This is a genomic window from Pseudoalteromonas denitrificans DSM 6059 (assembly GCF_900112265.1).
Taxonomy (GTDB): Bacteria; Pseudomonadota; Gammaproteobacteria; order Enterobacterales; family Alteromonadaceae; genus Pseudoalteromonas; species Pseudoalteromonas denitrificans.
The window spans coordinates 1-13,671 of the sequence record NZ_FOLO01000015.1 but is presented as its reverse complement, the minus strand read 5'-3'; the positions used below and the strand labels follow the sequence as shown (position 1 = coordinate 13,671).

The 13,671-nt window shown below is 34.1% G+C and carries 14 protein-coding genes; 2 read left to right on the top strand and 12 right to left on the bottom strand.

Translation table 11 applies throughout. The annotated features are described in order from the left end of the window. Window position 1: 1 nt before the first annotated feature. The 6 genes from hisS to ndk all read right to left on the bottom strand — a co-directional run bounded on the left by hisS (window position 2) and on the right by ndk (window position 7,068). Entirely contained in the window at window positions 2–1,279 is a 1,278-nt protein-coding gene (gene hisS / locus BM088_RS11160; RefSeq protein WP_091983693.1) for a histidine--tRNA ligase, read from the bottom strand. Between the two features lie 147 nt (window positions 1,280–1,426). Continuing rightward, a complete protein-coding gene (ispG, locus tag BM088_RS11155; protein WP_091983691.1) occupies window positions 1,427–2,545 on the bottom strand; it encodes a flavodoxin-dependent (E)-4-hydroxy-3-methylbut-2-enyl-diphosphate synthase in 1,119 nt (372 codons plus the stop codon). A 17-nt stretch (window positions 2,546–2,562) separates the two neighbouring features. Next, window positions 2,563–3,486: a RodZ domain-containing protein gene (locus BM088_RS11150; protein ID WP_091983689.1), complete on the bottom strand. Its 924-nt coding sequence runs from the start codon at window positions 3,484–3,486 to the stop codon at window positions 2,563–2,565. Continuing rightward, window positions 3,483–5,117 (bottom strand): type IV pilus biogenesis/stability protein PilW, encoded by a 1,635-nt coding sequence (gene pilW / locus BM088_RS11145; RefSeq protein ID WP_091983686.1) that lies wholly within the window; start codon window positions 5,115–5,117, stop codon window positions 3,483–3,485. Before pilW ends, BM088_RS11150 begins: the two co-directional genes overlap by 4 nt. 203 nt (window positions 5,118–5,320) lie before the next feature. Next, window positions 5,321–6,457, bottom strand: a complete 1,137-nt coding sequence (gene rlmN, locus BM088_RS11140; RefSeq protein ID WP_091983683.1) for a dual-specificity RNA methyltransferase RlmN — start codon at window positions 6,455–6,457, stop codon at window positions 5,321–5,323. Between the two features lie 179 nt (window positions 6,458–6,636). Then, window positions 6,637–7,068 carry a nucleoside-diphosphate kinase gene (gene ndk / locus BM088_RS11135; protein ID WP_091983682.1) on the bottom strand — a complete coding sequence of 144 codons (432 nt, stop codon included), beginning with the start codon at window positions 7,066–7,068 and terminating at the stop codon, window positions 6,637–6,639. Between the two features lie 322 nt (window positions 7,069–7,390). Here ndk and trhP point away from each other — a divergent pair, with 322 nt between their 5' ends. Both trhP and BM088_RS11125 read left to right on the top strand, forming a co-directional pair. Then, window positions 7,391–8,788 (top strand): prephenate-dependent tRNA uridine(34) hydroxylase TrhP, encoded by a 1,398-nt coding sequence (trhP, locus tag BM088_RS11130; RefSeq protein ID WP_091983680.1) that lies wholly within the window; start codon window positions 7,391–7,393, stop codon window positions 8,786–8,788. Window positions 8,789–8,790: 2 nt separating this feature from the next. Further along, window positions 8,791–9,039, top strand: coding sequence for a YfhL family 4Fe-4S dicluster ferredoxin (locus tag BM088_RS11125; RefSeq protein ID WP_091983679.1), 249 nt, complete (start codon window positions 8,791–8,793; stop codon window positions 9,037–9,039). Between the two features lie 67 nt (window positions 9,040–9,106). Here BM088_RS11125 and BM088_RS11120 read toward each other — a convergent pair whose 3' ends face one another. From BM088_RS11120 to BM088_RS11095, 6 genes are all read right to left on the bottom strand, one after another. After that, complete coding sequence (locus BM088_RS11120) at window positions 9,107–10,183, bottom strand: phosphotransferase enzyme family protein (RefSeq protein WP_091983678.1); 1,077 nt, start codon at window positions 10,181–10,183, stop codon at window positions 9,107–9,109. Then, window positions 10,183–11,112: a glycosyltransferase family protein gene (locus BM088_RS11115; RefSeq protein WP_091983676.1), complete on the bottom strand. Its 930-nt coding sequence runs from the start codon at window positions 11,110–11,112 to the stop codon at window positions 10,183–10,185. Before BM088_RS11115 ends, BM088_RS11120 begins: the two co-directional genes overlap by 1 nt. 77 nt (window positions 11,113–11,189) lie before the next feature. After that, window positions 11,190–11,393, bottom strand: coding sequence for a Fe-S cluster assembly protein IscX (iscX, locus tag BM088_RS11110; RefSeq protein WP_091983674.1), 204 nt, complete (start codon window positions 11,391–11,393; stop codon window positions 11,190–11,192). A gap of 157 nt (window positions 11,394–11,550) precedes the next feature. Further along, a complete protein-coding gene (locus BM088_RS11105) occupies window positions 11,551–12,447 on the bottom strand; it encodes an MBL fold metallo-hydrolase (RefSeq protein ID WP_091983672.1) in 897 nt (298 codons plus the stop codon). Window positions 12,448–12,461: 14 nt separating this feature from the next. Beyond that, complete coding sequence (locus tag BM088_RS11100) at window positions 12,462–12,956, bottom strand: nuclear transport factor 2 family protein (protein ID WP_245763805.1); 495 nt, start codon at window positions 12,954–12,956, stop codon at window positions 12,462–12,464. A gap of 22 nt (window positions 12,957–12,978) precedes the next feature. Next, window positions 12,979–13,488 carry a VOC family protein gene (locus BM088_RS11095; RefSeq protein ID WP_091983668.1) on the bottom strand — a complete coding sequence of 170 codons (510 nt, stop codon included), beginning with the start codon at window positions 13,486–13,488 and terminating at the stop codon, window positions 12,979–12,981. Window positions 13,489–13,671: the final 183 nt, after the last annotated feature.

Genomic DNA, 13,671 nt, shown 5'->3' with positions numbered 1-13,671 from the left:
ACTACCCTACCAAATTTGTTAAAAGAGTTCTGACTTCATCAATATTTAATGTTATTTGATCTTTCTTTTCTCTTAAATACTTTATTGTCAAAACATTTTGTTCTAGTTCGTCATCACCTAATATTAAGGCGATTTGTGCACCACTTTTATCTGCGCGTTTCAGTTGCTTTTTAAAGTTACCACCACCAGCATGAACCATAATACGCACACCTGGTACTTGCTCTCGTAACTTTAAAGCAATCACTTGAGCTTGAATACTGGCTTTATCACCCGTAGCAGCAAAATAAACATCAGCATTGCTACGAATTTCACCAACACACTCTAACTCTTGCAACAATAAAACCAATCGTTCCATGCCCATAGCAAAACCAACAGCTGGCGTTGCCTTACCGCCTAATTGTTCAACCAAACCATCATAACGACCACCAGCACATATAGTACCTTGAGCACCTAAATTTTTAGTAACCCATTCAAAAACTGTACGATTATAATAATCTAATCCTCGTACTAATTTTTCATTAACCTGGTATTCGATGCCTGCAGCGTCTAATCGTTCACATAAATTTGAAAAATGTTCTGCAGACTCTTCATCTAAGTTTTCAGAAAGCTTAGGTGCTTTGATTAAAAGAGCCTGAACTTCAGGATTTTTACTATCTAACACACGTAAAGGATTCGTATACATACGACGTAAAGAATCTTCGTCTAACTGCGATTTATTTTCTTCTAAAAAGGCAATTAAAATTTCACGATACTTTACACGTGCTTCACTGGAGCCTAATGAATTAAGTTCCAATGTGACATTTTTATTTATACCTAGTTTTTTCCATAAGTGGGCAGTCAAGATTATCACTTCCGCATCCATTTCTGCGGTAGGAAAACCAAATGACTCTAAGCCAAACTGGTAAAATTGACGATAACGGCCTTTTTGAGGACGTTCATGTCTAAACATCGGGCCCATGTACCAAAGTCTTTGTTCTTGGTTATACAATAAGCCAGCTTGATTAGCTGCGCGTACACACACAGCCGTACCTTCAGGCCTTAATGTTAAGCTATCGCCATTTCGGTCATCAAATGTATACATCTCTTTTTCAACGATATCAGTAACTTCACCGATAGAGCGTTTAAATAAGTCTGTTGATTCTACGATTGGAAAACGAATTTCCTGATAACCAAAAGAAGCAACTGTTTCACGTAGTATTGCTTCAAGTTTCTGCCAAATTTGTGTATCGCCTGGCAAGCAATCGTTCATGCCACGCACTGCTTGAATTTGTTTCGCCACTGTCGGTCCTAATTCATTTGTTACAGATAAATAAAAACGCTGAAAAATATAACTTGCGTTAAAAACAAAAGAGCCGAATTATAAACCAAAACCCTTTATTCTTCTAGTTGCCTATTTTTAGCTCTAATTAGATCTTTTTTAAGTATGTTATTCTACTATTTTCACATCTATAAGCGCTTGTTCATCCTTTGTTTTAACATAGTCCCTTATTTGTTGCTCGAGTTGATCTGCTATATTATTATTATCGATACGCATTTTTTGACGTTCGCCGTTAATATATAAACCAGAACGTTTATTAGCTCCAGCAAGCCCTAAATCACTGATTAAAGCTTCACCAGGTCCATTTACCACACAACCAATAACTGAAACACTGATAGGTGTGATAATATCTTCTAGGTTTTCTTCAAGCTGATTCATTGTATTGACTACATCAAACTCTTGTCTTGAGCAACTTGGACACGCTATAAAGTTGATTCCTCGAGAGCGAATACGTAATGATTTTAATATATCAAAACCCACTTTAATTTCTTGAACAGGATCCGCTGCAAGAGAAATTCTTAAAGTATCGCCTATGCCTTCTGATAATAACATACCAAGACCAACCGCAGATTTTACTGCTCCAGCTCTAAAGCCACCTGCTTCAGTAATACCTAAATGCAAAGGTTGGTCTATTTCTTTAGCTAATAACCTGTACGCGCCTACGGCTAAAAATACATCAGATGCTTTAACAGATATTTTAAATTTATCAAAGTTGAGTCTTTGTAAAATTTCAACATGTCGCATTGCCGACTCTAATAATGCTTCAGGTGTTGGTTCTTTATATTTTTCTTGTATATCCTTTTCTAAAGAACCACCATTAACCCCAATTCGAATTGGAATATCATACGTTCTTGCAGCATCAACAACCGCTCGAATACGATCTTCAGAACCAATATTACCAGGGTTAATACGTAAACAATCAACACCATATTCAGCAACTTTTAAAGCTATACGATAATCAAAGTGAATATCAGCAACCAATGGAATATCAACTTGCTGTTTAATACTTTTAAATGCCTCCGCAGCTGCCATTGTCGGTACAGAAACACGTACAATATCTGCCCCAGCATTTTGAATATCTTGGATTTGCTTAACTGTAGCATCAACATCCATTGTATCTGTATTAGTCATAGACTGAACAGCAATGGGTGCACCATCACCAATGGCTACATCACCTACATAAATTCGGCTGGATTTTCGTCTTTTTATGGGAGTTTCAGAAAACATAATATTCTCAGTCTAATTTATAGTGATAATGGAAGTTTAAACTTCGCTAAACGATTTGTTGGCAAGCCAGATGTATCCACTTTCTCACCATCAAACTCTATAGCAACTAACTGCTGTTTACCTAAAACCACAGCAAATGGGGCAACACCATTAACAGTCATAACATAGCCCGACTTTTTTACACCAAAAGCTACACGTTCACCCGTAGCATCAAAAATTTCTACCCAGCTATCCCCTGAAAAGCGCATAATTATTTTATTTGTAATTGCTTCAGTTGCAACTTCTTTTATCTCAACCTGTTCATTAATAATATCAGGTTTATTTTCAGCCTTAGTTATATCTGCAGCTTTTGGAGCTAGTAAAACTTTAACTGACTCACTAGGTAGACTCTCTTCTATTTCACTGTCACTAAGAGTTTCATCACTTTCAACAAAACCTGGTTTACTCTCTTCTTTTACATTTTTCAAAGCTGTATTATTTTGAAGGTTTTCATTTATTTCTTGAACTTGAATGTCATTTTCTGATGTTTGGTTTTGCCACCACCATACAGCTGAAGAACCAAATACAATCACAAGCACAATATAAGTTACTAACATTAAACGACTATCATGCGTTTCTTTTTCAATTCGATGCGAGAAACTTTGCATTTGTTTTTGTTCTGGATTATGCCCAATATTTTGATAACACTTTAATACTTCAGATTCGTTTAAACCTAATAATTTACAGTAAGACTTAATATAACCTTTAACAAATATTTCCGGACCTAAATTGTTAAATTGACCGTTTTCCAGTTCTAATAATTGTGAGGCATTTAAATTTAATTCCGTCGCAAAAGAATCAATTGAAATATCTGCGGCTTCTCTACCTTCGGATAACAAGCGACCTAAATTCAGTCGAGACTGCGCTTGTATTTGGTCCTGTTCTAATTTTATGTCTGTCATAATATATATGTTTTTGGATCCACTAATAAAATTTTATGGTTTGGTGTTAAATTAGTATTTTCTTTTAAAGCATTCCACTCAAGTAACTTTTTCATCAAAATATTATATTTAAGTGAAATGCTAAATAAAGTATCGCCACCAGTTACCTGATGATAAACATTTGGATTATTTAAAAAGATTTTGGTTCCACGAAAAACCTGATCATTTTCAGTTAAATTATTCCAAGCTAATAAAGTTTTTAATTTAACATTGTACTTTACTGAAAGGTTAAATAAGTTTTCACCATTTTTCACAATATGAAATGGCGTTTCAATTTGTGTAACATCTCTTTTTACAGATGAATAAGCTTGTTCAATCATTAATGATTTAGATTCAATGACACCCTCAGAAACCGATGTTTTTTCAGTCTTTGATGCCTCAACTTTTGGCTCTTGAATTACCAATTCAGTCTTTTTATTAATAACTGGCGCTACTTTATTTAGAGAAACCTTTGGCACATCAGTTTCAGTCATTAAGATTTCTTCTACAGTTGATTCTTCAGCTTTCAAAACTTCAACTATTGGCTCTTGAATTTTGTTAATAACTTGAGTTGCTTCATTTTCAGAGTCAACTGACTTTTCAGTTTTTGACGTTTCTTCTACATTTAATTTTTCAGACTTTAAAACATCAACTTTTGGCTTTTGAATTACCAATTCAGTATTTTTATTAATAACTTGAGCTACTTTTGGTACTTTTGGTGCCTTTTTCTTTTTAATAATTTTAATTTTAGGCTTTTCTTTACGTGATAAAATATCTTTTTGTAATTTTCGTAATTCACTTTTTCGATATTGATCTTTTAAACGTTCAAATTCGCTAGATGCAGTTTTATTTTGACGTAAAATTCTTGCTTCACTTGATGTAGTATAAGTTTGCTCAATTGTTTTTGCTAAGTTACTTGCAGTTTCAATATGTCCCATACTAGATTCTATTAAATATGATAACAATAATGATCTAGATGAAATTCGACCAGCAGATTCATAACGTTTTAGTATCCCTTGCGCTTTATGTAAGTCACTTTTGGCATAATAGAATGCAGCTAAGTTTATCAATGAAGAACCTCGCATTGGGCTATGTTTTACCGATGATTTTAAATAACCTTCAACATTGTCAAAATCATCAGATTCGATGGCACACAAGGCTAAATTTTCATAACTTTCGGCAACTCTCAAATAGCTAGGTATCTCAATAGCACGTAAAAAATTATCTATAGCATTGTCATATTCACCAATATCACATAAAAACACACCATAATTATTAAGTGTATTTGCATCATTTGGTGCTAAGGCTAAAGCAGTTTTATAAGATTTCTTGGCTTTTCCAGGCTCTCCAACAGATTGATAATAATACGCTGTTGTGTAATGGACTTCTGGAAGCTTTGGAGAAAACTGATAGGCTTTTTCTAAATTAAATTTAGCTTGTGAGCTATCACCCATTGAAAGATACTTTAATGCTAAAGAAATACGAGTACGTGCGGCTTGGCTATTGTCTACTTTTTTATTAACAACAGATTTTTTGCTACCTTCATATACATTTTGAGTGACACAGCCTGAAACACTCAACAAAATTAAGCTATAAAATAATAAGTGACGCATATAAATTTCCTTATTAACAAACAAAAACAATCAAGGCTAAATATTAAACGATTGAATCAGTCTCGTTTATTAATTTAATCAACAAGTATACATTTCTTTTATTGAAAGCATAGTCTACAGAAAAGCTCTTTAACTTCATCTATTTTTGTCATTTAATGAGCGCTTGATTAAATGCTTTCAAAAAGTGACAAAAACAGAGCTTATTATTTACCTGGCATTACTTTTACTGCAATTCCATTATCTTGCTGCATTCTCTTTTTCATTAATCGTTTAGTTCGGTCTTTAACATCCCCCACTAATTGACCACAAGCCGCATCTATATCATCACCACGAGCACGACGAACGATACATGTTATGCCAGCAGCCTGTAATACTTTAGAAAATCGGTCTATTCGGCTATTACTAGAGCGACCATAATCATTGCCAGGAAATGGATTAAATGGGATCAAGTTAACTTTTGAAGGAGTACCTTTTAGTGTTTTAACTAATTCATGTGCTTGATCTGTACTATCATTGATATGGTCAAGCATCACATATTCAATTGTCACATCTTTATTTGCTTTTGAACCATCAATATAACGACGACATGCAGCTAAAAATTCTTCAATAGGGTATTTTTTATTGATTGGTACTAGTACATCACGTAATTTATTATCTGGTGCATGTAATGAAATAGCCAAAGCAACATCTATTTTTTCTTTTAATATATCAAGTGCAGGCACAACACCTGAAGTACTTATGGTTACGCGGCGTTTAGATAAACCAAAACCCCAGTCATCCATCATTAGTTCCATTGCTGGGACAACATTATTTAAGTTAAGTAATGGCTCCCCCATACCCATCATAACAACGTTTGTTACCGGGCGGTTTGTGCTATCAGCATGTAAACCAACGTCTTTAGCTACACGCCAAACTTGGCCTATAATTTCAGATACTTTTAAATTACGGTTAAACCCCTGTTGAGCAGTAGAACAAAAAGTACACTCGAGGGCACAACCCACTTGAGAAGAAACACATAAAGTTTTACGTTCTTTTTCAGGGATCCAAACAGCTTCAACCTCCTGCCCACCATCTAGAATTAATGCGTATTTAATGGTGCCATCACTAGCAACTTGTTTTTCTGATATCTCAGGTGCACGAATTTCACACTCGTCTTTTAAGCGTGCTTTGAGCTTTTTATTGATATTGCTCATTTCATCAAAGTTATCTACGCCAAAATGGTAAATCCATTTCATTACTTGATCACCACGGAATGGCTTTTCGCCGTATGATTCAAACAACTCACGCATGCCTTGTCGGTTTAAATCAAGTAAGTTAATTTTAGCTTTTGTGGTATTCATGAAAACCTCTACCATAGTGACGACTTTAATGTTTTTAATGTGTAAATATATAAACTTATCTACTTTATAAATAACTCAAAACCAAATAATTTATTTATAAAAAAGACAAGAAAAGGGCATAAAGCCCTTTTCTACAATCCGTGTAGTGTATTGCAACCTAAGTTGCTACTACAAAGAAACTATCTAGTGCGTGCACAAAGTTCTTCATCAGCGAAGAAGTAAGCGATCTCACGAGCTGCAGACTCTAAAGCGTCAGAACCGTGAGCAGCATTTTCGTCGATGCTATCAGCAAGATCTGCACGGATAGTACCCGCTAGCGCTTCAGCAGGGTTAGTAGCACCCATGATTTCACGGTTTTTAAGAACAGCGTTTTCGCCTTCTAAAACTTGAACCATAACTGGACCAGAAGTCATAAATGCAACTAAAGCACCAAAGAAAGGACGCTCAGAATGCTCAGCGTAGAAACCTTCTGCTTTTTCTTGAGAAAGGTGAACCATTTTAGAAGCTACGATTTTAAGGCCAGCAGTTTCGAAACGGTTATAGATTTGACCGATTAGGTTTTTTGCTACTGCGTCAGGTTTGATGATTGAAAAAGTACGCTCTAAAGCCATCTTATTTGCTCCAATAAATTAAAAGAATATGGTTTATACGAATGAAAGACCATCCATATATTAGTGGGCGCGAATTATACGCGATAAAATCCAAAGATCCTATCTTAATTGTCGAAATAACATTCAAATAGCACTATCTCATATAAATATTTAAAAAATATGACTGAGATAGGTTTTAATCTTTTTCAGTTTCCTTTGTAAATATGATCTAGATCAACAACTGCCAGCTGTTGTTTTTATAGAATGCCGCGTTTTTTTATAATTATTAATTTAATAATCCATGCAACTGGTTTGTACTCAGTTCTATGTATGAGGTTTTACAATGTCTTCTATTCTTACCCCTAAAAATTCTCCAAGCTTATTTACGCCGGAACTTTTATCTCCTGCAGGAAGCTTAAAAAATATGCGTTATGCATATGCTTATGGTTCAGATGCTGTGTATGCAGGACAGCCTCGCTATAGTTTACGCGTCAGAAATAATGAGTTTAATCTAGAAAATTTAGAGATAGGTATTAATGAAGCGCATGATTTAGGTAAAAAACTATATGTAGTTTCAAATATTGCACCTCATAATGCAAAAATAAAAACGTATATGCGTGATATTGAACCTGTTGTTGCTATGAAACCAGATGCACTCATTATGTCTGATCCTGGTCTTATTATGTTAGTTCGTGAAAAGTATCCAGATATGCCAATTCATTTATCTGTTCAAGCTAACGCTGTTAACTATGCCAGTGTGTTATTTTGGGCAAAACAAGGTGTTGAAAGAATCATTTTATCTCGTGAGTTATCACTTGAAGAAATCGCTGAAATTCGCCAACAATGCCCAGATACCGAACTTGAAGTATTTGTTCATGGTGCTTTATGTATGGCTTACTCAGGCCGTTGTTTATTATCAGGCTACATTAATAAGCGAGATCCTAATCAAGGAACCTGCACTAACGCATGTCGTTGGGAATATGATGTAAAACCAGCTAAAGAGAATGAAACTGGAGATATAGTTCATAAAATTGATCCACAAGCTGTTATCCCAACTTTAGGTGCAGGGGAACCTACTAAAGAAATTTTTATGCTGGAAGAACAAGGCCGCCCAGGCGAATACATGCCTGCATTTGAAGATGAGCATGGTACCTATATCATGAACTCAAAAGACTTACGTGCTGTACAGTATGTTGATCAGTTAACACAAATGGGTGTACATAGCTTAAAAATTGAAGGCCGTACTAAATCATTTTATTATGTTGCGCGTACAGCTCAAGTTTATCGTAAGGCCATTGATGATGCCGTTGCTGGTCGCCCTTTTGATCCGAGTTTACTAGGAAATTTAGAAAACCTTGCACATCGCGGTTATACCGAAGGCTTTTTAAAACGCCATGCACATCAAGATTACCAAAACTATGATTATGGTCACTCTGTTTCAGAACAACAGCAATTTGTAGGTGAAATAATTGGTCGTAATGACAATGGCTTAGTTGAAATTGATGTTAAAAATAAATTTTGTACCGGACATTCATTAGAGCTTATGACACCACAAGGTAACGTTAGCTTTAAACTAGAGCATATGGAAAATAAAAAAGGTGAATCTATTAATGATGCTAAAGGTTCTGGTCATATTGTAAAAATTCCATTACCAGAGGATATCGATTTAGATAAAGCAATTTTATTAAGAAATTTAGATGAAGGCCAAGATACACGTAATCCATTTAAGCAGACTAAATAGCCTTGGCTCTTTTAATAAATAATAAATGCATCAACTGTGATATGTGTGATCCTGAATGTCCAAATCAGGCTATCACACTAGGTAAAGAGATCTTTGAAATAGATCCCGACAAATGCACTGAGTGTGTCGGCCATTACGATACACCAACATGCGTGAGTGTTTGTCCTATTGATTGCATAAAAAAAGACCCTAATAATGTAGAGTCTTTAGATGAGCTGGCCGAAAAGTTTATTCGTTTAACTCAAGGTTAATAAGCTTAGTTTAAACGCGGAGTTATTAAAAATAACTCCGCGGGACTAGATTTTCACGTATCACTTTTTAATCTAATAAAGCTTTTAATTTACCTTCTTTTTTCAGTAAATCTTGATATAAAGCAAACTGATTTTTTGCGCGATCTAAATTGTGCCCAGCTCGTTTAATGCAAAAGTAGTTATCACCATCTAAATAGTCAGTTAAAAAGCGCACTCCAATCATTAAACACATTACCTTTGCACCCACCCAAAAACTTTGCTTTTCAACATGAGTTATCAGGTTTTTCAATGGTGTAACATAACCTTCGACTATCGCTTCAAATATATCTTCACGAATAACAACATTATCTAAATTTGTAGAGTCTTCTTCTTCGGGGGAACAAAAAGTTCGCACCATATCACCAAAGTCGAATAACCAATATCCTGACATGCAAGTATCTAAATCAATCACAGCTTTAGCATTATGTTTTTTTGAACAAAAAAGCATATTATTTATTTTTGTGTCATTATGACATGCTCTTAATGGTAATTTTGTTTTAAGCAGCTCCAACTCTTCAACTAAGCCTTCCTGCCCTAAACAGAAGTCAACTTGATCTTGGGCGCTACTAAGCCTGTCATGTTTATCCAAATTTACAGCTGATTTTAGAGCTTCAATGCGTTTGGCCAAGTGATGAAAATCAGGAATAACAGGAAACAATTTTTTTGCATCAAAATCTTCTAATGCCGCTGCAAACTGACCAAAGGCATTAGCTGCTATTTTAGCCTGCTGTTTATTAATAACAACATCTTCACTGTAACTACCACCAATAAACTCTAAAGCACGCCAATTATCACCATTTATATCTACTAAATATTTTTGCTCAGTAGTGGCAACATGTTTAATAATATCAAGTTTATAATTATTGCTATTTTTTTTATTTTCTAAATGCCGCTCAATCAACCTGGCATTGTTAACTAGTTCATTTAATTCAGGAAATACATAAGTATTTAGTTTTTGTACAACCACAGGCGATTTTGTCCCCTGCAATAATAAAGTTGTATTGATGTGGCCATTGCCTATAGGTTTTATTGTGACTTCTTTAGCTTCTGAACTAGTATTTAATCCAAAATATTCTGATAATATTTTTGCTTGCTCTTGGTACATTATTTATTACTCTGACAACAAGGTTTGCTGCTTCCCTTAAAAATCTGATTTAGTTTTTTGGTGACACTTATTAACTCTGATCGGTAAGTCATTCCTAGCCAAGACTCATTCGTACGTAATACAAGCGTTTTCTTTTGATCTTTCTCTATTGCATTTTGTATTTGATCAGGTAAATAATACTCTTTTTCGACAGCGCTGTCATGCATTGAAAGAAACCTCAAAAATCCTGACTCTAAATATTCAAACAAGCTCATATCAAAACCCCAAATAGTCATAGATACAAGACTATTTTTTGGTATGTTTACTCTGACTTTATTACCGTTCAACCCCGTTAATTTATCGTTTTTAATACGAATATCTAAAAACTCGACTACTTTCTTCAAATGATTTTGGTCATTTACTTGGCAAATACCTCTATTAACACCACCCTCTTCCGACAAGGTATCTAAAATAGGATAACCGATTAAGCTCCAGTTGGAAGTGAGTGATGAGTTATCATTTAGTAATGCATCAGCTAATAATTGATATGCAGATGCACCATAATAATCATCTGCTGTTATGACGATTGCTTTACCTGATACATAAGGTTTAGCCATGAGTAATGCATGACCTGTACCCCATGGTTTCTTTCTTTGTATCGTTAAGTGCTTAAATGATTGTGGTACATTTTTAATATCTTGAATAGCGATTTTTATATCAAGATTTTTAGGCAAGCGAGGTAGAATATCAGTTTCAACTTCTAATTTAATTTTTTGACTGATAACAAATACAACATGAGTCACACCAGCTTTGATGGCATCAAGTATATTTAACTCCATAATAGTGCAATCAAGCCCTGAAATCACAGTTAGCTGCTTATCACCACCAAAGCGAGTGCCTAAGCCAGCAGCTAAAATTACCAAAGTAAGTTTTTGTTGTTCAGAAGACATTAAAGCAGTTCATTAATATTACGGATCCATAATGTTACGCCGCTTTAATTTCGATTGCTATGATTTTGCGCAATTTTTTATTCTCTGACTTCATCAATCCATGCCTGTTGTATTGCTTCAAGCACACGCTCACCACAATGTTCAGGATCATCATCAAATTCATCTAAACTTAAAACCAAATTTCTTAATTGTGTAAAGCGAATTCTGGAAGGATCTTGTTCCGAATATTTATCACAAAGTGACTCAGCAATACCAAACGAATCAGTCCAATGTAAGCCCATATTATTCTGCCTAAAACGTTCATCTTCTATAGTAAAAATAGTCGCTAACCAAATTGAGAGCAATAAATAAATCGAAACTCTCATCTTCATCGCTACAAATAAAGAGCTGACATTAAACCAATATTTAATACTAAAATTGCAATATATATCACTCCATTTATTGCTTTTTTAATCCTTGATATACTTGACGGGTCATTTTATCGGTTGTAATAAAGCTCCAGTTCCATTTATCATGATATTTGAGTAAAGGATTAAGCTGCATGACTTCATCTTCAGTTTTACCTAGTGAAATAAGTGCTTTAATCAATTTTTTAGCATCTTCTAACATCTTAATTGAAGATTCGAGATCTTGTTTATCTGCCAACTTACCATGACCCGGAATAATTTTTGTTTGCTCATTAATTAAAGTTAAAATTTTCTTTTGTGCTGAAATATAACCCTCTAAAGTACCACCGCGAGCAAAATCTATGTAAGGAAACATACCATTAAATAAAGTATCTCCTGTGTGTAATATATTTATATCTTTAAAATAAATAACAGCATCACCATTAGTATGAGCTTGTGGCACATGAAGAACGTAAGTTTCATTACCATTTAAGTGAAAATTCATTGAGTGGGAAAAGGTAATTTGAGGTAATGCTGCTTTTGGTACTGCTTTGCCTTTAGCTCTGGGCATTCCCTCTTTTAATAAATCATGTAATATATTTTCATGGGCTACAATATGAGCCCCTTCACTCCCTAAAATTTCATTGTTACCAATATGATCCGCATGGATATGGGTATTGATCAAAAAATCGATAGGTTTATTTGTAACTGTTTTAATAGCTTTTTTTATAAGTTGTATATGAGTTGGTAATGCATCATCAATTAAAATGACACCGTCATCACCAACAAACAATCCCATATTGCCGCCAACAAATCCACCAACACCTTCAAGCATATAAAAACCTGATGTGATTTTAGTTGCAGATACATTTAACCCATCTTCTGCTGCAATTAAATAAGGTGAAATTATAGCTGCTGCCATAAAACATAATTTGCTTAAAAGTTTCATTTTTAAATTCCTTATTATCTTTTTGAAGTATGTTTTGTAATATCATGATATTGCCAAAGCACATTTATTATTTTCCATTGACCCTGAGTATTTTTTATTAAGTGCATATAATCAACCCAGTCATCTGCAATTAATTTAACAGAGGCAATACGTTGTTCTATGTCCAATATTTTTATGTCAATTTTAGGTGGTGATGAAAATTTATCACCTGACTTATTATAATTTTCTGCAACGCTCACCATGGTATTAAAATCAGTTTCCATGATAAATTCTGAGCCAGCCTTAGCTTGCCAATAAGTTCTTTTTACTAGCTTTTGATGTAAACCTCTTTGCATCATTTGGCCAGAACGCTTATGTTGTGATTCTATATAATCTGTTGCAGCTCTAAGCACTGCAATTTTATCCGCAGAAATGTCTGGCGAGACAGAGCTGGTAAATACATCTTCAGCCTGAACTTTACTCAAATAAAAAATAGAAATGAAAAGGATCAGTTTTATAATTAGTTTCAAAATTAAAGTCTCCAGAACCTTATTAAATAGCGTGACGCTTAATAATTTCAAATACATTATTACTAGGGTCTATTACTTGTAATAAGTCTATATTAAGGTTTTTATCATTATAAATACGCGTTGCTTTAACACCTTTAGCGTTTAAACATGTTTTTAATTTTTGTAAATCAATGTTAGTAAACATACCAAATTTTTTGATGCCGGATTTAGTTTGTGGTTTTTGCTTGTTCACATCTCCATTTTTGTAAAAAAATACTTCAACAATAAATTCATCATTATGCATTAATACACCTGTTGCACTACCACCTTCAAATGCAAACTCTTTAACTGTTTTAAGGTTAAAAACATCTTGATACCACTTCCCTAAGTTACTTCCTTTATAAGAATTGATAGCAATAAAACTGGGCTCTAAGTTTTTTCTTTCAAAGCAACTATTTGCTTGTGCGATTGAACTTGAGCTTATTATTGATATTAAAAATATCAAAGTTTGAACCGAAAATGTGACATTTAAAATTTTGGATTTATTTTTCATAACTTGTTTTTAACCTACTAATCTTTGAAAATGTATTAAAACGTATTGATTTTTGATGTGAAGTTTATCTCTCATTAAAAAAATCAACTCACCCTAGGGGCTGTTGATCTTTCACATTGGCAGCCAAATCATTGCACACGCCAGTGCTAGCATACTTTCAAACTGTAACTTTAATTTATCATA